Source organism: Rhizobium oryzicola, assembly GCF_030504645.1.
Lineage (GTDB): Bacteria > Pseudomonadota > Alphaproteobacteria > Rhizobiales > Rhizobiaceae > Neorhizobium > Neorhizobium oryzicola.
The window spans coordinates 133585-151177 of the sequence record NZ_JAUKWQ010000012.1; the positions used below are offsets into that span (position 1 = coordinate 133585).

At 57.5% G+C, this 17593-nt stretch carries 19 protein-coding genes and 1 pseudogene; 10 read left to right on the forward strand and 10 right to left on the reverse strand.

What is annotated here, in order from left to right:
• Window positions 1-2 precede the first annotated feature (2 nt).
• Window positions 3-356, reverse strand: a complete 354-nt coding sequence (locus Q2T52_RS23765; RefSeq protein ID WP_302079406.1) for a hypothetical protein — start codon at window positions 354-356, stop codon at window positions 3-5.
• A 108-nt stretch (window positions 357-464) separates the two neighbouring features.
• Window positions 465-653, reverse strand: a complete 189-nt coding sequence (locus tag Q2T52_RS23770; protein WP_302079407.1) for a hypothetical protein — start codon at window positions 651-653, stop codon at window positions 465-467.
• 297 nt (window positions 654-950) lie between these two features.
• Between Q2T52_RS23770 and Q2T52_RS23775 the strand changes: the two genes are divergently transcribed.
• Entirely contained in the window at window positions 951-1610 is a 660-nt protein-coding gene (locus tag Q2T52_RS23775) for a hypothetical protein (RefSeq protein ID WP_302079408.1), read from the forward strand.
• Between the two features lie 57 nt (window positions 1611-1667).
• Here the strand turns inward: Q2T52_RS23775 and Q2T52_RS23780 are convergent, their stop codons facing one another.
• The 4 genes from Q2T52_RS23780 to Q2T52_RS23795 form a co-directional block, all read right to left on the reverse strand.
• Window positions 1668-2450, reverse strand: coding sequence for an amino acid ABC transporter ATP-binding protein (locus Q2T52_RS23780; protein WP_302079409.1), 783 nt, complete (start codon window positions 2448-2450; stop codon window positions 1668-1670).
• 10 nt (window positions 2451-2460) lie between these two features.
• Window positions 2461-3618, reverse strand: a complete 1158-nt coding sequence (locus Q2T52_RS23785) for an amino acid ABC transporter permease (RefSeq protein ID WP_302079410.1) — start codon at window positions 3616-3618, stop codon at window positions 2461-2463.
• Between the two features lie 3 nt (window positions 3619-3621).
• A complete protein-coding gene (locus Q2T52_RS23790) occupies window positions 3622-4818 on the reverse strand; it encodes an amino acid ABC transporter permease (RefSeq protein ID WP_302079411.1) in 1197 nt (398 codons plus the stop codon).
• A gap of 118 nt (window positions 4819-4936) precedes the next feature.
• On the reverse strand, window positions 4937-5959 hold the full coding sequence (locus Q2T52_RS23795) for an amino acid ABC transporter substrate-binding protein (protein ID WP_302079412.1): 1023 nt from the start codon (window positions 5957-5959) through the stop codon (window positions 4937-4939).
• 359 nt (window positions 5960-6318) lie between these two features.
• Here Q2T52_RS23795 and Q2T52_RS23800 point away from each other — a divergent pair, with 359 nt between their 5' ends.
• Window positions 6319-7506: a cystathionine beta-lyase gene (locus Q2T52_RS23800; protein WP_302079413.1), complete on the forward strand. Its 1188-nt coding sequence runs from the start codon at window positions 6319-6321 to the stop codon at window positions 7504-7506.
• On the opposite strand, the gene Q2T52_RS23805 is transcribed toward Q2T52_RS23800, so the two are convergent.
• Together Q2T52_RS23805 and Q2T52_RS23810 are read right to left on the reverse strand one after the other, a co-directional pair.
• Window positions 7507-8673 (reverse strand): FAD-dependent monooxygenase, encoded by a 1167-nt coding sequence (locus tag Q2T52_RS23805; protein WP_302079414.1) that lies wholly within the window; start codon window positions 8671-8673, stop codon window positions 7507-7509. It lies immediately after the preceding gene.
• A gap of 16 nt (window positions 8674-8689) precedes the next feature.
• Window positions 8690-8935 (reverse strand): zinc-finger domain-containing protein, encoded by a 246-nt coding sequence (locus Q2T52_RS23810; RefSeq protein WP_302079415.1) that lies wholly within the window; start codon window positions 8933-8935, stop codon window positions 8690-8692.
• Between the two features lie 155 nt (window positions 8936-9090).
• Here Q2T52_RS23810 and Q2T52_RS23815 point away from each other — a divergent pair, with 155 nt between their 5' ends.
• The 8 genes from Q2T52_RS23815 (at window position 9091) to Q2T52_RS23850 (ending at window position 15990) form a co-directional block, all read left to right on the forward strand.
• Window positions 9091-9879: an alpha/beta fold hydrolase gene (locus Q2T52_RS23815; protein WP_302079416.1), complete on the forward strand. Its 789-nt coding sequence runs from the start codon at window positions 9091-9093 to the stop codon at window positions 9877-9879.
• Window positions 9880-9953: 74 nt separating this feature from the next.
• Complete coding sequence (gene cysE, locus Q2T52_RS23820) at window positions 9954-10778, forward strand: serine O-acetyltransferase (RefSeq protein ID WP_302079417.1); 825 nt, start codon at window positions 9954-9956, stop codon at window positions 10776-10778.
• Window positions 10779-10901: 123 nt separating this feature from the next.
• Window positions 10902-11105 (forward strand): DUF3126 family protein, encoded by a 204-nt coding sequence (locus tag Q2T52_RS23825; RefSeq protein ID WP_302079418.1) that lies wholly within the window; start codon window positions 10902-10904, stop codon window positions 11103-11105.
• Window positions 11106-11308: 203 nt separating this feature from the next.
• Complete coding sequence (locus Q2T52_RS23830; RefSeq protein ID WP_302079419.1) at window positions 11309-11659, forward strand: phasin family protein; 351 nt, start codon at window positions 11309-11311, stop codon at window positions 11657-11659.
• Window positions 11660-11914: 255 nt separating this feature from the next.
• On the forward strand, window positions 11915-12271 hold the full coding sequence (gene clpS / locus Q2T52_RS23835; RefSeq protein ID WP_302079420.1) for an ATP-dependent Clp protease adapter ClpS: 357 nt from the start codon (window positions 11915-11917) through the stop codon (window positions 12269-12271).
• Between the two features lie 9 nt (window positions 12272-12280).
• Window positions 12281-14794: an ATP-dependent Clp protease ATP-binding subunit ClpA gene (gene clpA, locus Q2T52_RS23840; RefSeq protein ID WP_302079421.1), complete on the forward strand. Its 2514-nt coding sequence runs from the start codon at window positions 12281-12283 to the stop codon at window positions 14792-14794.
• Window positions 14795-14887: 93 nt separating this feature from the next.
• Window positions 14888-15658: an AzlC family ABC transporter permease gene (locus Q2T52_RS23845; protein WP_302079422.1), complete on the forward strand. Its 771-nt coding sequence runs from the start codon at window positions 14888-14890 to the stop codon at window positions 15656-15658.
• On the forward strand, window positions 15655-15990 hold the full coding sequence (locus Q2T52_RS23850) for an AzlD domain-containing protein (protein WP_302079423.1): 336 nt from the start codon (window positions 15655-15657) through the stop codon (window positions 15988-15990). The genes Q2T52_RS23845 and Q2T52_RS23850 overlap by 4 nt, the downstream gene beginning before the upstream one ends.
• 38 nt (window positions 15991-16028) lie before the next feature.
• On the opposite strand, the gene Q2T52_RS23855 is transcribed toward Q2T52_RS23850, so the two are convergent.
• Entirely contained in the window at window positions 16029-17114 is a 1086-nt protein-coding gene (locus Q2T52_RS23855; RefSeq protein ID WP_302079424.1) for a GGDEF domain-containing protein, read from the reverse strand.
• 345 nt (window positions 17115-17459) lie between these two features.
• A pseudogene (locus Q2T52_RS23860) lies at window positions 17460-17593 on the reverse strand (IS110 family transposase); the annotation flags it as partial.

Genomic DNA, 17593 nt, shown 5'->3' on the forward strand with positions numbered 1-17593 from the left:
CCTTATGTCTCACTATCATGCTCAGGAGCAGGACGTATGACAACCTCTGGCTCAGGCGCCCCATAGGGATCTTTGAACGCCTCCAGTGGAGCCGCAGGAGACTGATCCTGCTCTTGTGTGCTCGGGTCCACCTGCATCTGCGACACAACCCGTCTGGAGCCATGTTGGCGCTCTTGCAGCAGGGCTCGATAGCGCCGCCACAATTCATCCATTTCCAGGGTTCCATCCGCCCATTCATTGAGCCACTGGTGCAGTCTTGGTTCGGAATCGAAGGGGATGCCACGCTTCTCGAATCGCTCGAGAACGCGCTGAATAATGCTCATACGTGTTTGCAAAATCTGTCCGTCTACTTCCATGGGGGCAGTGCCATGTCGGAACTGTCGTCTCGACGTGGCAGGCGCCCAACAAGCGAGGGGCGCGAAAGTTGCCGGACCTATAGATGATTCGTGAGGATTGTGAAGGTGTTACCAGTTTCCTGTATGGCGCCAGTAAAATGCGACAATGACTATTGCCATACCCATGGCGAAGCGGCCGAGTGGTCGCTGCGCATCCCTGATCTGCTGGCGAACACTCTGGGAGAGGCTCGGCTTTGCGAGTACTTGCACCCCGGAAGTGATCGGGAGTGTTCCGCTGGCGGTGATCTTGGAAGTCATGAATGCTGTTCCTTCCCGCTTCTCGTACGTAGCCGTGAGCGAGTTCCGGCCGCTGTTATACACGGACCGCCCACTCTGGCGAACATACCAAAGCGGGAAATTGTGATGGAATCTGGAGCAATTCGTAAGGCTCTTGTAACTTTTCGTAAGCGTCTGCCGCATTGCGTGTTCCGATCAAAGATCACATTTCGGCCCCAAAATGAAGATGAAGGAGCCATATTCGGACGGCATTTCGTGGGGCAGTCGAATGTCTTCAGGCTTCGATGACATTATGTGAGTGACCCGCAAGGGGATGTTATGCGTCAATTGCAGCTGTATAGCGCCGTCGTTCTGGCGGTGGGGGCTATTATAGGGAGCGCCGGTGGCAGTCGGGCGGATGATCGACCGCTCATCTGGAAACCCGAAAAATTATCCGATACCGCATACCAGACCCGACTGGGTTTGAGGCTTCCGGGATGGAGCTTCGCTTCAGCAGGCGTCGATGTTGGCGTGCAATCCAACATACCCGGAGGACGCGTTGAAACACCCGTCAAATTGTGGGGCAAGCTGGCTGTGGAGGCAATTCATACCCCGGCATCCGTCGTCACTCGGGATATCGATGTTGAGATCAATGCCCTGACCGGCGGTGGGCTTGTGACGATGAACTATACCGACGACCAGATCCTGGACGAGAACTTCAAGTTGGCGCTGAGCCGAGATTATCAGATCCGCTACGCCGGTCCCGGAGAAACATGGAGCGGCCTTGATGTTACACAGGCCATTCGGCTGTCCGAAACAGGCACCGGAACGACATTCGTGGTGCGGGCCGGTGCCTTGGATAGCTTTAGCAGGATTGGCGCGGGTGTTGGCTTCGAGCAATCGGTGGGAGATCATATCAGCATTACTGGCAACCTTGAGCGGGCTGCCGGTTCCGATCCGTCCGCAAGCATCAACGCACGTTACGAACTGACGTGGTGAATTCTGGAATCAAAAAGGGCGCCGCAAGCGCCCTTTGATGTCTCTGATGGCCTGATCTCAATGCAGAATCTGGCTCAGGAACAGTTTGGTGCGCTCGTGCTGAGGATTGTCGAAGAATTCTGCCGGCGAATTTTGTTCGACGATCTGGCCCTGGTCCATGAAGATCACGCGGTTTGCCACCTGGCGGGCAAAGCCCATTTCGTGGGTCACGCAAAGCATGGTCATGCCCTCTTCAGCGAGGCTTACCATCGTGTCGAGTACTTCCTTGACCATTTCCGGATCGAGCGCCGAGGTCGGTTCGTCGAACAGCATGATCTTCGGCTTCATGCAGAGGGAACGGGCAATCGCCACACGCTGCTGCTGACCGCCTGACAGCTGACCGGGGTATTTGTGGGCCTGTTCCGGGATCTTGACGCGCTTCAGATAGTGCATCGCGATCTCTTCGGCATCCTTCTTCGGCATCTTGCGGACCCAGATTGGTGCAAGCGTGCAGTTTTCGAGAATGGTCAGATGCGGGAAGAGGTTGAAGTGCTGGAACACCATGCCGACTTCGCGGCGCACTTCATCAATCTTCTTTAGGTCATTGGTAAGTTCGATACCGTCGACGACGATCTTGCCGGCCTGATGTTCTTCGAGACGATTGATGCAGCGGATCATCGTCGATTTGCCCGAGCCGGAGGGGCCAGCAATGACGATGCGCTCGCCACGCATGACCTTGAGGTTGACGTCACGCAGAACGTGGAAGTCACCGTACCACTTGTTCATTCCGGTGATCTCGATGGCCACATCGGTCTTGGAGACCGTCATGGACGTTGGATGCACTTCTTCAATAGCTGACATGATATTCCCCTTATTTTTTGTGCCCGGTGTCGAGATGGCGCTCCATGAACAGGGAGTAACGCGACATACCAAAGCAGAATAGCCAGAAAACGAAACCTGCAAAGACATACCCTGTCACGGGCGTGACGGGTGTTGCCCAGTTGGCATCCGCCTGGTTCAACGTGACGATGCCGAGCAGGTCGAACATGCCAATGATGGAGACGAGCGACGTATCCTTGAACAGCCCGATGAAGGTATTCACGATGCCTGGAATGACCAGCTTGAGGGCCTGCGGCATGATTACCAAACGGATCTTCTGCCAATAGCCGAGGCCGAGGGAGTCCGCGCCTTCGAACTGTCCTTTCGGGATCGCCTGCAAGCCCCCACGGATCACTTCCGCCATATAGGCGGATGCGAACAATGAAACCCCGACAAGCGCACGCAGGAACTTGTCGAAGGTCCAACCATCCGGCATGAACAGGGGCAGCATGATGCTGGCCATGAAAAGAACCGTGATCAACGGAATGCCGCGGATTACTTCGATGAAGACGACGCAGAGCATCTTGATGACGGGCAGGTTCGAGCGCCGTCCCAGAGCGAGCACGATCCCGACAGGAAGAGATACGGTGATCCCGAAGAAGGACAGGATCAGCGTGACCATCAGCCCGCCCCAGAGCTGCGTTTCCACCGGAGCCAATCCGAAGCGGCCCCCGAGCAGAAGGAAGAAGGATACGAAGGGCAGGATGAGGAACAGCGTGATCGCATTCCAGCCCTTGAGCGGCGCCTTCGGCATCAGCATGGGGATCAGAAGAAGGACGAACATCACCATCACGAGGATGGGGCGCCAACGTTCCTCAAGCGGATAGCGCCCGAAGATGATCTGATTGAACTTGGCCGAGATGAACGGCCAGCAGGCGCCGGACTGATCGTTTGGCAATGCTCCGCCCTGTGCGACCGTCAGACAGGCGACACGGCTCGTGCCTGTCCATGCCGCATGGATGAAAAGCCAGTCGATCAGCGGGGGTAGGATGTAGGCCAAGAATGCGATCGCAAGCACCGTCAGGACCGTGTCCTTCGGAGTCGGGAACAGCTTCGTGCGTACCCAGTGCCACACTCCGACTTCGCTGGAGGGAGCCGGCTGCGGCGGTGTCATTTCCTTGCGGATGAAGGATAGAGTGGTTGTCGTCATGGGTTATCTCTCCACCAGCGCCATCTTTGCGTTGAACCAGTTCATGACCAGCGCGGTCGTGAGCGACAGTGAAAGATAGACGGTGAGCCAGATCGCGACGATTTCGATCGCTTGTCCGCTCTGATTGAGAACCGTATTGCCGACGCCGACCAGGTCCGAAAAACCGACCGCAACAGCAAGCGACGAGTTCTTGGTGAGGTTTAGATACTGGCTTGTCAGTGGCGGAATAATGATGCGCAGAGCCTGCGGCACGATGATCAGCCGGGTCGTGACGCTGGGGCGAAGACCAAGAGCATTGGCCGCTTCCGTCTGACCCTTTGAGACAGCCCGGATGCCACCGCGAACAATTTCGGCAATGAAGGCTGCCGTGTAGAATGAAAGGGCGAGATACAGCGAAATGAATTCCGGCCCGAGAACCGAACCACCTGTCAGGTTGAATTTTCCGGCGACCGGAAATTCGAAGGTGAGCGGCGATCCGAGGACGAAGAAGGTGAGGAGCGGCAGTGCGATGATGAGCGCGAAGGATGTCCAGCCGGAGCGGAACTGCTGGCCAGTCGCCATCTGGCGTGCACGCGCCCAGCGCACGATGAACACGGAAGCACTGATTGCAACCGCAAGTGCTGCAAGCAGCAGCCAGGCATTGTCGCCCCAAATGAATTTCGGGAAGAAGAAGCCGCGATTGTTCAGATAGCTTCCGAAGGGAAGGGCGATCGAAGAACGCGCCTGTGGAAGGATGGAGATGACGCCCTTGTACCAGAAGAAGATGACCAGCAAAGGCGGAATGTTGCGGAAGATCTCCACATAGACTTGTGCGATCTTGGCGATCAGCCAGTTGCTGGATAGACGCGCGATACCGATTGCAAAGCCGATAATGGATGCAGTGATAATCCCGAGGATCGCGACCTGCAAAGTGTTCAGGAAGCCAACCAGCAGAGCGCGGCCATAGGTTGCGTCGCTGGTGTAGGCGATCAGCGACTGGCCGATGTCGAAGCCGGCGCGCCCTTTCAGGAAGTCAAAACCCGAGGCGATATTCGCCTTTTGCAGATTGTGGATGGTGTTGTTGGTGAAGATCCAGACAAGCAGCCCGATGATGGCAACGGTCAGGATCTGGTAGAATATTCCGCGCGCTTGCGGATCATAGATAAGCGATGAAACGCTTTTTGTGCCGGATTTTTCCGAGCTCAGCGCGTTGCCTGCCATAGGCGCCTTTCCCTCTTATATGCTCTTTTGCGAGCTTCTTGCCCTTTGCGGGTTTTTAATTGCGCGGGAGGCGAGCATGCTCGCCTCCCGGCTCAGTGCGTCCGGTGACCGGCGACTGTTAGCGGATCGGCGGTGCGTACTGCAGGCCGCCCTTGTTCCAGAGGGCGTTCAGGCCGCGCTGGATCTTGAGAGGCGTGTTGGGGCCGACGGTACGCTCGAAGACTTCGCCGTAGTTACCGACAAGCTTGACGATGTTGTATGCCCAGTCGTTGGTGAGGCCGAGGTCGGTACCGATCTTGGTGCCTTCTTCGGAGCCCAGCATACGCTTGATGTCCGGGCCACCCTTGGCCTTCATCTCATCGACGTTCTTCGAAGTGATGCCAAGTTCTTCGGCATTGACCATGGCGTAGTGAACCCAGCTCACCACATCGAACCACTGGTCGTCACCCTGGCGAACGGCTGGGCCGAGCGGCTCCTTGGAAATGACTTCCGGCAGAACGACGTTCTCGTCCGGGGCCTTCATCTTCAGGCGGATGGCATAGAGGCCCGACTGGTCGGTGGTGTAAACGTCGCAACGGCCGGCATCATAGGCAGAGGTTGCATCGGCTTCCTTTTCGAACACAACCGGATTGTACTGCAGGTTGTTGGCCTTGAAGTAGTCGGCGAGGTTGAGTTCGGTCGTTGTACCCTGCTGAACGCAGACAGCAGCGCCGGAAAGTTCCAGGGCGGACTTAACGTTCAGGCTCTTCTTCACGATGAAGCCCTGGCCGTCATAGTAGTTGACGGTGCGGAAGTTGAAGCCGAGCGAGGTGTCGCGGCTGATCGTCCAGGTCGTGTTACGGGTCAGGACATCCACTTCGCCGGACTGAAGTGCCGGGAAACGGTCCTTACTGGAAAGTGCGACGAACTTGGCCTTCTTCGCGTCGCCGAACACGGCTGCAGCGATACCGCGGCAGTAATCGACGTCGATGCCCGACCATTCGCCCTTGTCATCCGGGTTCGAGAAGCCGGGGATACCCTGGCTCACACCGCAGGTTACAAAGCCCTTTGCCTTGACATCCTGAAGCGTGCCTGCCGATGCAGCAGAGGCAGCGCCCAGAATTGCCGCGCCAACTGCGGCGGACAGAAGCGTCTTTTTCATGTTTTCCCAACCTTTGTCTGTTTGTCTTTTTTGATGCCTCTAAGTCTGGGACAGCGCCATGAGAACGCCAGACCGAGACCGCTCGCGAGGCCTCCCGATGCGAGCTGGGCCTATCACAGTCGTAATTTTGTGCACGGGTCAAGTGTGGCGAATTATATTAACGCCACAAAACTGCCAAATTGATTTAAGATGCTGATATATTAGGCTGAGATGCCTGCTTTTGAGCAATTTCTGGTGAAAACTCCGCCAAGCCTAGCAAGCTTCTGTCGCTGCCAAAGTCTTGTGCATAGCGAGGGTTGACCGCCTTTGCGCCTCTCGACAAAAAGGGAGTTGCAATAGTGACAGGGGTCCCGTCTTTCATGGACAACAAGAAATCCGGCAATCACGCCGTTGGCATCAATACCCGCCTCGCTCATCTGGGCCACGATCCGCATAGCTTCTACGGCTTCGTCAATCCGCCGATCGTGCGCGGATCGACGGTGCTTTTTCCCAACTGCGATGTGATGGAACGCCACGATCAGCCCTACACCTACGGGACGCGTGGAACCCCGACCACCAACGCCTTGTGCATGGCACTCAACGAGCTGGAAGGCGCGGCAGGCACCATTCTCGTGCCTTCAGGCCTTGCGGCCATTACCATTCCCTTCCTTGCGTTCCTTTCGTCGGGTGATCACGCGCTGATCGTTGATTCGGTCTACGGCCCTTGCCGACATTTCTGCGATACCATGCTGACGCGGATGGGCGTTGAAGTCGAATATTACGATCCCGCGATCGGGTCCGGTATCGAGGCGCTGATGCGTCCGAACACCAGGCTGGTTCACACGGAAGCCCCTGCATCCAATACGTTCGAGATGCAGGATATTCCGGCCATTTCAGAGGTTGCGCACCGTCATGGGGCTGTGGTCACCATGGACAATACCTGGGCGACACCTCTCTATTTCCGCCCACTGGATTTCGGCGTCGATATCTCCATGCATGCCGTGACCAAGTACCCGTCGGGTCATGCTGATATCGTCATGGGAACCGTGTCGGCCAATGCCGCGCACTGGCCGCGCCTTCTGGAAGCGCAGGGCGCGCTCGGTATCTGCGGCGCGCCTGAGGATTCCTATCTGATCCTGCGCGGTCTTCGCACCATGGGTGTTCGGCTTGCGCATCATGAAAAGAGCGCACTCGATGTCGCCAGATGGCTGGAGAGCAAGTCGGAGGTGGTCCGGGTCCTTCATCCCGCCCTCGAGAGCTTCCCCGGGCATGCCCTTTGGAAGCGTGACTTCAAGGGATCGAGCGGCGTCTTCTCATTCGTCCTCGGTGCCGACATGGCCGTTGCCAAAAAGAAGGCGCATGCTTTCCTGGATGCTCTCTCGATCTTTGGCCTCGGCTATTCCTGGGGCGGTTATGAGAGCCTTGCTGTCCATGTCAATCTTTCGGACCGCACGATCTGCAAGGCTCCGCTGGAAGGACCGGTGATCCGCCTGCAGATCGGGATGGAAGATGTCGAGGATCTTAAGGCAGACTTGGAGAATGGGTTTGCCGCAGCGGGGGCTGCCTGATCAGGCCCCGGTGTCGTAGCCGTAGAGCCAGTCAAGGTCCGCCGCCAGCGATGACGGCGACCGAAGCTTTAGAACGATGTCGCGCGCGACCCGGACAGGCCCGGTTGCATGATAAGCAAAGCGATTGAAAGAACCGCGCGCCTTGACCTTCTGTGCGCGGGCTTTGCGCTGTTGTTCGTAAGCGCCAAGCGCCTCAGGGAGTGTAGAAAACCGCGTTACTTGCTGTGCAAGTTCCCAGGCATCCTCGATGGCCATCGCCGCTCCTTGGGCAGAGAATGGCATCATCGCATGGGCGGCATCCCCGACCAGGACGATGTCCTTGTCGTTCTGCCAGCGCCCATCGCTGACCTGATAAAGCGGCCAGAAGCTCGCGCTTTCCGATTGGCGCAGCAGGGCGATGATCTGCGGATGCCAGTTTTTGAACTGCGCAAACAGCATGTGCCGGTTCTGCTGGCTTGCCTGGGCGTCCCAGGTCTCCCCCGGGCTGACGCCGGCCGCGATTGCGACCACGTTAAATCCCTGCATCTCCCGGAGTGGGTAGGAAACAACATGCGCGGATGCGCCCAGCATGGCCATGACGCGATCACGTGCCAGGAACGCGGGCGCTTCATTTTCGGCAATCGTAAAGCGCCACGCGACATTGCTGGAAAAATCCGGTCGGGGCGAACCGGGAACGGATGCGCGAACCTGTGACCACACGCCATCGGCGCCGATGATCAGATCCGGACGGACCCCCGTCAATGCTTCGATATGACTTGCATTTGCGACCGTGAGGCGATGGCCGAGATGCAGGGAGCAGAGCGGCTCAGCGGATACCGCCCGCTCCAGCGCGTTTTGCAGCGTGGAGCGATGCAGAACCCCGTAGGGCGCGCGCCAGCGTTCGCGAGCAAAGCGGCCAACGGGGACTTCCGCAAGTGTTTTCAGGGATTGGCCAGATACAAGGCTGATGCGCTGCGGCTCGCACCAGATCTTTTCAATCTCGGGCAACACCCCAACGCGCGCCAACACGCGCGCCGCGTTCGGTGAAATCTGCAAGCCGGCGCCAACTTCCGCAAGATAGGGAGCCTGCTCGATGACTTGGCATCGAATGCCGCGTTGCGAAAGGGAAAGCGCGGCGGTCAATCCCGCCATGCCCGCGCCGACGATCGCGGCATTCTGTACAGCCATGAAACTTTACTCTGCCTCAGGCGGCCTTGACGTGGAACGTGCAGCCCGGCGGATTGGTCTGTCCTTCCTTGAGGGAAGGGTTGTAGCGGTAGAGCGTCGAACAGTAGGAGCAGACCTTCTCGTTGTCGTCGCCCATGTCGATATAGATGTGCGGATGGTCGAAAGGAACCGATGCGCCTGTGCACATGAATTCCTTCACGCCGACTTCAATCAGGCGATGCCCACCGTCGTTCTGGAAGTGCGGGATAGCGTGACCGGCCATGTTTTTCTCCAATGCTTAAACTTTGCGGCGGACATTACATAGACGGCTCTCGAAAGTGTAGGGGGAAAAGGCACCTGTCGTGCAGGATTTTGCGTCGCAGGAGTTCAAGCCTCGGCACGCTTCCCCTATGTTGCGGCCAAACAGGATAGGATGCAATGAATCTGAATACGCCCACCTTCTCGCAGTTTCATCACCAGGGTCTGGCACTTTCCTTTTTCGATGAGGGGGATCCGTCCGGTGAACCGGTTCTTCTGATCCATGGTTTTGCCTCCAATGCCAATGTGAATTGGGTGCATCCCGGCTGGTTGAAGACGCTGGGGGATGCAGGCTACCGCGTGATCGCGCTCGACAATCGCGGACATGGTGCGAGCGACAAGCCGAGGGACATGGAAGCCTATCGGCCCTGGGTGATGGCCGAAGACGCGATCGCTCTGCTTGATCATCTCGGTCTGCCGGACGCGCATATGATGGGCTATTCCATGGGGGCACGCATCTCCACCTTCGCTGCGATCAATCATCAGAACCGCATCCGCTCCCTCGTGCTGGGGGGACTCGGTATTGGCCTGACGGACGGCGTAGGCGATTGGGATCCAATCGCGGATGCCTTGCTGGCGGCGTCTGCCGATGCGGTCACCCATCCCCGGGGCAAGATGTTTCGCAGTTTTGCCGACCAGACCCGGAGCGACCGCGAGGCGCTTGCGGCCTGCATCAGAGGTTCCCGCGATCTTGTCTCGCGTGAGGATGTCGGGCGGATCGAGGTGCCGACCCTCATCGGCGTTGGCACGAAGGATGATATCGCTGGCTCACCGCAGGAACTGGCAGCCTTGATGCCGAACGCGACCGCTCTTGATATCCCCAATCGCGATCATATGCTGGCCGTGGGAGACAAGGTTTTCAAGGCAGCCGTGTTGGAGTTTTATGCATCCTTGGCAGCGGCTCGTTAACCGGGTTCTGCGGCCATTGGTGTTTGTAAAACTTTGTTCTATATAATGGCCTCTTCGCAAATGAGGCTACCCGCATGTCCGTGCGCACAGAATTGTTGACCAAGGAACCTGTGACGATCGTCGATCCGATCTGGGATACACTTCGCTTCGAAGCGAGGGCAGGGGCGGACAAGGATCCGCTCTTGGCCGCCTTCCTGTATTCGACGGTGCTAAACCATCGCTCGCTGGAAGACTGCGTCATTCACCGGATCTGCGAACGCCTCGATCATCCGGACCTGCAGGCCGTTCTGTTGCGCCAGACCTTTGAGGAAATGCTGGCGGACTGGCCGCAATGGGGCGATGTGCTGCGCGTCGATATTCAGGCCTATTACGACCGGGATCCGGCCTGCTCGCGCTTCCTGGAGCCGGTGCTCTACTTCAAGGGTTTCCATGCCATCCAGACCCATCGTCTGGCGCACTGGCTGATGCAGCGCGGCCGTCGGGATTTTTCCATGTATCTGCAAAGCCGTGCCTCCAGCGTCTTCCAGACCGACATCAATCCGGCTGCACGAATCGGTAAAGGCATTTTCCTGGATCACGCAACCGGTTTCGTCGTTGGCGAGACGGCAGTGATTGGCGACAATGTGTCAATCCTGCACGGCGTGACCCTTGGCGGTACCGGCAAAGAAGGTGCGGATCGACATCCGAAGATTGGCAACGGCGTCCTGATTGGGGCGGGTGCCAAGATTCTCGGCAATATCGAGATCGGTTATTGCTCGCGTATTGCGGCAGGTTCTGTGGTCTTGAAGCCTGTGCCGCCCAAGACAACCGTCGCCGGGGTGCCGGCCAAGGTCGTAGGCGAGGCCGGCTGCTCCGAGCCGTCGCGCGTGATGGACCAGATCCCCGTCTCTGCAGAATAACATCCAGCAGGCAAACAGTTCATCTGATGTCTTCGACGTGGACGAAGCGGCACCGCCTCCTTTACTTTCGCCGTGAAGCCATGCCAAAAGCGCGTCGATTCGAACGATGATGGAGATGCACCTGTGAAAGCTGATGAAATCAAGAAACTCGACGCCTATTTCAAGCGGGTGTTCAATCCCACCTTCAGCGTGAAGGCACGTCCCCGCAAGGACGATTCGGCAGAGGTCTATGCCGGCGAGGAATTTCTGGGTGTCGTTTATGTGGACGACGAGGACGACGAGCGTTCTTACAATTTTTCCATGGCGATCCTCGACGTCGATCTTTGATTGTCCGAACAGCTTTGCAAGTTGAACAACGGCGGCCGCATCCTGCGAGCCGCCGTTTTTAATTTGAGAAATAGCTCAATGAATCCGTCGTATTGAAGGTTACTAGATATCAGGGGTTGTGTTTTTCGCATGTGCGAGACTTGACTTTTGCGGTGCGGAATCATTTGATGTGCACTGTCGAATAAACCCTGTGGAGGCGGAGAATGTTCAACTTTGACGAAGCAAACCGGAAGGGCAAAGAGGCACTGGATGCTGCCCTTTACAACTATTCCGACGTGACGAAGAAGTTTCAGGCAATTGCTACCGAAACGAGCGATTACTCCAAGAAGAGCGTTCAGGAACTGACGTCCTTCTGGGAATCGCTGTTTGCTGCGCGCAGCATCGAAGCGGTCTACGAAATCCAGACCCGCTATGCGAAATCTTCCTACGAAAGCTTCATTGCAGAAGCGACGAAATTGAGCGAATTATATACGGACTTGGCGAAGACCGCTTACAAACCGTATGAGGCTCCCATTGCAAAGGCATCTGCACTGGTGGCAACCAACGCCGCCTGATCCGATTGCCAACCGGCCACGTTATTCTGGCAGGTGTTCCGGCCGGCTGCGCCAACCGCGCGGCCGGTTTTTGATTCCGGCCTTGTTTTGTTTGTTTCCAGCGCAAATCCCCGTTGGGAGGCTCGATCACAGGAATAGTGATTGCGCGCTGGCTGAAGGGGCTTAAAATCGCCGGGAAACGAACTAAATAAACGATCTGATGTTCGGTCGATGAGAGTTCTAGAAATTGGCCGGACGGTTGGGGAATGAAGGAAGATGATCGCATTGCCGATCTATTACATGCAAGCTGAGAAAGACGGAAACGGAGACGGCCCGAACCGTGGCACCTCGGTTATTACCCGCACGAAACCGAAGACCAAGAAACCCAATCTCTACCGTGTTCTTCTGCTGAATGACGATTACACACCCATGGAATTCGTCATTCATATTCTGGAGCGTTTTTTCCAGAAGGACCGCGAAGCGGCCACCCGCATCATGCTGCACGTTCACAATCACGGCGTGGGCGAATGCGGGGTCTTTACGTACGAGGTCGCTGAGACCAAGGTGAGCCAGGTCATGGATTTTGCCCGCCAGCACCAGCACCCGCTGCAATGTGTCATGGAAAAGAAGTGAGGACCGCACGTGCCAACATTTTCGCCTAGTCTTGAAAAGGCGCTGCATCAGGCACTGACCTTCGCCAATGAGCGGCACCACGAATATGCAACGCTGGAGCATTTGCTCCTGGCTTTGATCGATGATGCCGACGCGGCCGCGGTCATGGGAGCATGCAACGTTGATCTCGATGCCCTCCGCAAGACGGTTTCTGATTACATCGATAACGAGCTCGCCAACCTCGTCACCGGTTACGACGAGGATTCCAAGCCTACATCCGGATTCCAGCGCGTCATCCAGCGCGCCGTGATCCATGTTCAGTCGTCCGGCCGGGAAGAAGTCACGGGTGCCAATGTGCTCGTTGCCATCTTCGCAGAACGGGAAAGCCATGCGGCCTTCTTCCTGCAGGAGCAGGAGATGACGCGCTATGATGCCGTGAACTATATCTCCCATGGCATCGGCAAGCGTCCGGGTTCGTCCCAGGTTCGCAGCCCTCGGGGTGCGGAAGAGGGGGAAGCGGAAGCCAAGCCCGGCCGTGAGCAGGAAGAGGGTTCTTCCAAGAAGCCGCAGGACGCCCTGAAGGCCTATTGCGTCAACCTGAACGAGAAGGCGAAGGGCGGTCGTATCGATCCGCTGATCGGCCGCCACGACGAGGTCAACCGCACCATTCAGGTGCTGTGCCGCCGTTCCAAGAACAACCCGCTCTATGTGGGTGATCCCGGCGTCGGCAAGACGGCGATCGCCGAAGGTCTGGCCAAGCGGATTGTGGAAGGCAAGGTGCCGGAAGCGCTCGCCAATGCCACGATCTTCTCGCTCGACATGGGCACGCTTCTCGCCGGCACCCGCTATCGCGGTGATTTCGAAGAACGCCTGAAGCAGGTCGTCAAGGAACTGGAAGAGTATCCGGGCGCCGTTCTGTTCATCGATGAAATCCACACTGTGATCGGTGCGGGTGCGACCTCCGGCGGCGCAATGGATGCGTCCAACCTGTTGAAGCCGGCTCTGTCCTCCGGGGCGATCCGCTGCATCGGTTCGACCACCTACAAGGAATATCGCCAGTTCTTCGAGAAGGACCGGGCGCTTGTCCGCCGCTTCCAGAAGATCGACGTCAACGAACCATCGATCGATGATGCCATCGAGATCATGAAGGGCCTCAAGCCGTACTTCGAGGAGTATCACAAGCTTCGCTATACCAACGAGGCGATCAAGTCGGCCGTTGAACTGTCGGCTCGCTACATCTCTGACCGCAAGCTGCCGGACAAGGCGATCGACGTGATCGACGAAACCGGTGCAGCCCAGATGCTGTTGCCCGCTTCCAAGCGTCGCAAGCTGATCACCGAGAAGGAGATCGAGGCAACCATTGCCACGATGGCCCGTATCCCGCCCAAGACGGTTTCCAAGGATGACGAGATGGTCCTCGCCAATCTGGAAAAGGAACTGCGTTCCGTCGTCTACGGTCAGGACAAGGCAATCGAGGCGCTGGCAACGGCCATCAAGCTCGCCCGTGCCGGCCTTCGCGAACCGAACAAGCCGATTGGCTCCTACGTCTTCTCCGGCCCCACTGGCGTCGGCAAGACGGAAGTCGCCAAGCAGCTTGCCTCGTCTCTTGGTGTGGAACTGCTGCGCTTCGACATGTCGGAATACATGGAGCGGCATACGGTTTCGCGTCTGCTCGGCGCACCTCCCGGCTATGTGGGCTTCGACCAGGGCGGCCTGCTGACCGACCAGGTGGACCAGCATCCGCATTCGGTCGTGCTGCTTGACGAAATCGAGAAGGCGCATCCGGATATCTACAACATCCTGTTGCAGGTGATGGACCATGGCTCGCTGACGGACCATAACGGCAAGAAGATCGACTTCCGTAACGTGATCCTGATCATGACCACGAATGCCGGTGCGTCCGAAATGGCCAAGGCCGCCATCGGCTTTGGCTCATCGAAGCGGACGGGCGAGGATGAAGAGGCGATCAACCGCCTGTTCACCCCGGAATTCCGCAACCGTCTGGATGCGATCATTCCGTTTGCGCCGCTGCCGACGGAAGTCATCCATCAGGTCGTGCAGAAATTCGTCATGCAGTTGGAAACCCAGCTGTCCGAACGCAACGTCACGTTCGACCTGCATCAGGATGCCATCGCATGGCTGGCGGAGAAAGGTTACGACGAGCGCATGGGTGCGCGTCCGCTCGGACGCGTCATTCAGGAGCACATCAAGAAGCCGTTGGCGAACGAGATCCTGTTCGGGGCGCTGCGCAAGGGTGGCGTCGTCAAGGTCACCGTCGGGCCGAAGGAAGACGGCAAGGACGGCCTGATCCTGGAATCGATCCCGGAACTCGCGCCGGTAAAGCCGAAGCCTGAGGCCGAAGTCGAAGAGGTCGAGGAGGAAGTCCAAGCCAAGGCCAAGACCCGCGCCAAGTCCAAGGACGACCAGAAGCCTTCGAAGGGAAAGGACGCCAAGGCGCAAGCCGCCGATGGTGATGTCCTCACCGAGGAGCCGGCCAAGCCACGCAAGGGATCATCCGTTCCCAGGGTACCCAAGAAAAAATAATCAGATAAAACATGCAGTGCCGGGAGCGAAAGCTTCCGGCATTTTTTCATGCGTACCGGTCTGTTCCGGACGATGACGACGGACTGACTGATAATGCCTCCTTCCGATATTGCCCTCCAATCCAATGCCAGGTGGTTCCTGAAGGGTGTCCTCAGTATTACGACGCTGCCGGCGCTCATTCTCATGACCTCTTTTGTCGGCTTCAGTGCGTTTGCACTCGAGTCGGGGATAACACGATCTCAGGCCGTGTTCATGACGCTGTCGGTCTGGGCGCTGCCCGCCAAGATGATTCTGATCGGCACCATGGCTGGCGGCGCACCGATCGCGGCGAGCTTTGTTGCGGTGACGCTTTCCTCGATTCGCATGATGCCGATGGTTGCCTCGATCATGCCGGATATGCGGACTGAGAAAAGCCCGACCTGGCTCCTGCTGTTTCTCTCGCATTTCGTGGCGATCACCTCCTGGGTGTTTGCCATGCAGAGGCTGGGAGATGTCCCGCGAGAACGGCGGCTCGCTTATTTTGGCGGCTTCTCGATCACGCTGACGCTGGTCAATGCGGTCATCGTCGGTGTCTGTTACGGCATCGTGGCGCAATTTCCGCCAATGGTGGCGGGTGCGCTCTTCATGCTGACACCGGTCTATTTCTTCGCGTCGATCTGGGCGAGTGCGCGCCACAGCGTGGTCAAGGTTGCGTTTGTGGTTGGCGTTGTCGCAGGGCCTGCCATTGCGATGGTTGAGCCGAAATTCGACGTGCTCTATGCCGGTCTCGGCGGGGGAACGCTGGCCTATCTCTTCGACCGCTTCGTGATCCGGGGGCGCAAGGCAGCCCAAAGCGCAACGGCCGCTCCGGAGGAACTGCTTTGAGCGACCCTGTGCTGTGGACCTACATTGTCATTGCGGTCGCTGGCTGGCTGGCAACCGATATCTGGCGCTGGCTCGGCGTGCTGCTCGGCAACCGTCTGGACGAGGACTCCGAAGCCTTGCAATGGGTGAGGGCGGTGGCAACCGCGCTTGTGATGGCAGTGACGTCGAAACTCGTCTTCTTCCCCACCGGCACGCTCGCGCACTCACCTCTTTGGCTGCGGGTGGGGTCTCTAGGTATTGGCTTCATCGCGTTTCTGCTTGCTGGGCAACGCGTGATCGTCTGTGTGCTGGTGTCGATCAGTCTCCTGCTTCTCGGACTGGCAATGCTCTGATCATCGCCATCGCGCTGCATCGCCTTGCGTGAAGTGCCTTACGCTACGAGATCGAGATGCGGATCCCGCATTTCGACGCTGCCGCGGCCATTGCGCTTGGCGTCGTAAAGTGCCTGATCCGCCGAGACAATGAGGCTGTGCGCCGTAATTGCCGTGTCGCCGGTCATTGAAATGCCGACACTGGCGCCGATCACGACCGTCAGATTGTCGACAATATAAGGTGCGGAGATATTGTCCGTGATTCGGCGTGCAAGGTCATATGCTGTGTGCGGGTCGGTCACCGAGGGCTGGACGAGCAGAAACTCGTCGCCCCCGCGGCGCGCCGCAAAAGCGTTCGGCGGCAGAAGAGCCGTCAGGCGCCGCCCGACCTCCACAAGAATGGCATCTCCCACCGCATGACCATGGGTATCGTTGGCCGCCTTGAAATGATCGAGATCGATGAAATGCACCGCAACCATGGCCTCTGGTGTTACGCTGCCATCCAGCAAAAGACGGCGAAGCTTCTGGTCCAGTGTGAAGCGGTTGCCAAGGCCCGTCAGCGCATCGGTGCCGGCGAGGGCTGCCATTTCCGACTTGGTGAGCAGCATCTCAAGCGTGAGGCGGTGCGTGGTTTCGATGAGTTGAAGACCGGCAATCCACATGATGAGTATGAACAGGCCGAGCAGATTGAGAAGCAATGATGGTTGCAGCAGGAGGGCTACGATATAGGGAGCGGCGGCAACAGCCGTGCAGCCAATCGCGATCTTCGGCCGTACAGCAAGCCGGGTCAGCACCCCGGTGCAATAGCTGATGAGAAAAGTGACCGCAAATAGTTGCACATCGGACTGCTGCGACGACTGAAATGCGTAAGCGCCGATGGCACCGACGACAGCGGAAAATGCAAAGCTTCCCAATCCGTGCCAAATCTCCCAACTCTTCGTTGGGTGGCGGTCTCCGGCCCTGCGATAGGCAATGTCGATCGCAAGCCGCACGCCACCTATTGCCATGGCGAGTACAGCAAACAGGGCAAAGACGGGGTCGTTGTGGTGATATGAGAGTAGGCTACAGAAGCCAGCGGCGGCGCAGCTGATAAAGACAACATTGAAAGTGCCGGCGTAAAGCAGATGAACAAGCTCCGGTTTCACAGGAGCCTCTGCGTTGCCGCCGCTTTTCTTTCGCTTGCGATCGTCGTGCCGGATCATTGGCATTGGTCAATAATGAGTGGCTTTATTTCAAGAAATACGAATGGCAGGCAACCGCTTTATCCGATTTATCCTTACATTAATCCGGGGTGCCGTTGCAACAGACACAACGGTCCACTCCTCTATAAATTGAGCGTGGAAACTATTGTTCAATCCGTTTGAATATCGGTTGTGTAATACAACTGAATGAATGCATTTCTATAGATTGGGTTTCGCTGCCAAGCGGGCAAGGCATGTCATCCCGCCTGGTGTCTGGTCAATTTCGTCATGCTAGAGTATCCGTTTTGATCAAGCATGTTTTGGGGTCCATTTCCGGTTGTTTTTCAACAGTGCGTTTGCGAGCACAATGAGCTTTCGCATGATTGCGGTGATGGCGACCTTCGGTGGTTTTCCGGCGGCTTTGAGCTGGTCGTATTTGACCT

Excerpts from the sequence above, each read along its gene's own strand:
- Q2T52_RS23765 (WP_302079406.1), bottom strand. The coding sequence starts at position 356 with ATGGAAGTAGACGGACAGATTTTGCAAACACGTATGAGCATTATTCAG.
- Q2T52_RS23770 (WP_302079407.1), bottom strand. The coding sequence starts at position 653 with ATGACTTCCAAGATCACCGCCAGCGGAACACTCCCGATCACTTCCGGG.
- Q2T52_RS23775 (WP_302079408.1), top strand. The coding sequence starts at position 951 with ATGCGTCAATTGCAGCTGTATAGCGCCGTCGTTCTGGCGGTGGGGGCT.
- Q2T52_RS23780 (WP_302079409.1), bottom strand. The coding sequence starts at position 2,450 with ATGTCAGCTATTGAAGAAGTGCATCCAACGTCCATGACGGTCTCCAAG.
- Q2T52_RS23785 (WP_302079410.1), bottom strand. The coding sequence starts at position 3,618 with ATGACGACAACCACTCTATCCTTCATCCGCAAGGAAATGACACCGCCG.
- Q2T52_RS23790 (WP_302079411.1), bottom strand. The coding sequence starts at position 4,818 with ATGGCAGGCAACGCGCTGAGCTCGGAAAAATCCGGCACAAAAAGCGTT.
- Q2T52_RS23795 (WP_302079412.1), bottom strand. The coding sequence starts at position 5,959 with ATGAAAAAGACGCTTCTGTCCGCCGCAGTTGGCGCGGCAATTCTGGGC.
- Q2T52_RS23800 (WP_302079413.1), top strand. The coding sequence starts at position 6,319 with ATGGACAACAAGAAATCCGGCAATCACGCCGTTGGCATCAATACCCGC.
- Q2T52_RS23805 (WP_302079414.1), bottom strand. The coding sequence starts at position 8,673 with ATGGCTGTACAGAATGCCGCGATCGTCGGCGCGGGCATGGCGGGATTG.
- Q2T52_RS23810 (WP_302079415.1), bottom strand. The coding sequence starts at position 8,935 with ATGGCCGGTCACGCTATCCCGCACTTCCAGAACGACGGTGGGCATCGC.
- Q2T52_RS23815 (WP_302079416.1), top strand. The coding sequence starts at position 9,091 with ATGAATCTGAATACGCCCACCTTCTCGCAGTTTCATCACCAGGGTCTG.
- cysE (WP_302079417.1), top strand. The coding sequence starts at position 9,954 with ATGTCCGTGCGCACAGAATTGTTGACCAAGGAACCTGTGACGATCGTC.
- Q2T52_RS23830 (WP_302079419.1), top strand. The coding sequence starts at position 11,309 with ATGTTCAACTTTGACGAAGCAAACCGGAAGGGCAAAGAGGCACTGGAT.
- clpS (WP_302079420.1), top strand. The coding sequence starts at position 11,915 with ATGATCGCATTGCCGATCTATTACATGCAAGCTGAGAAAGACGGAAAC.
- Q2T52_RS23845 (WP_302079422.1), top strand. The coding sequence starts at position 14,888 with ATGCCTCCTTCCGATATTGCCCTCCAATCCAATGCCAGGTGGTTCCTG.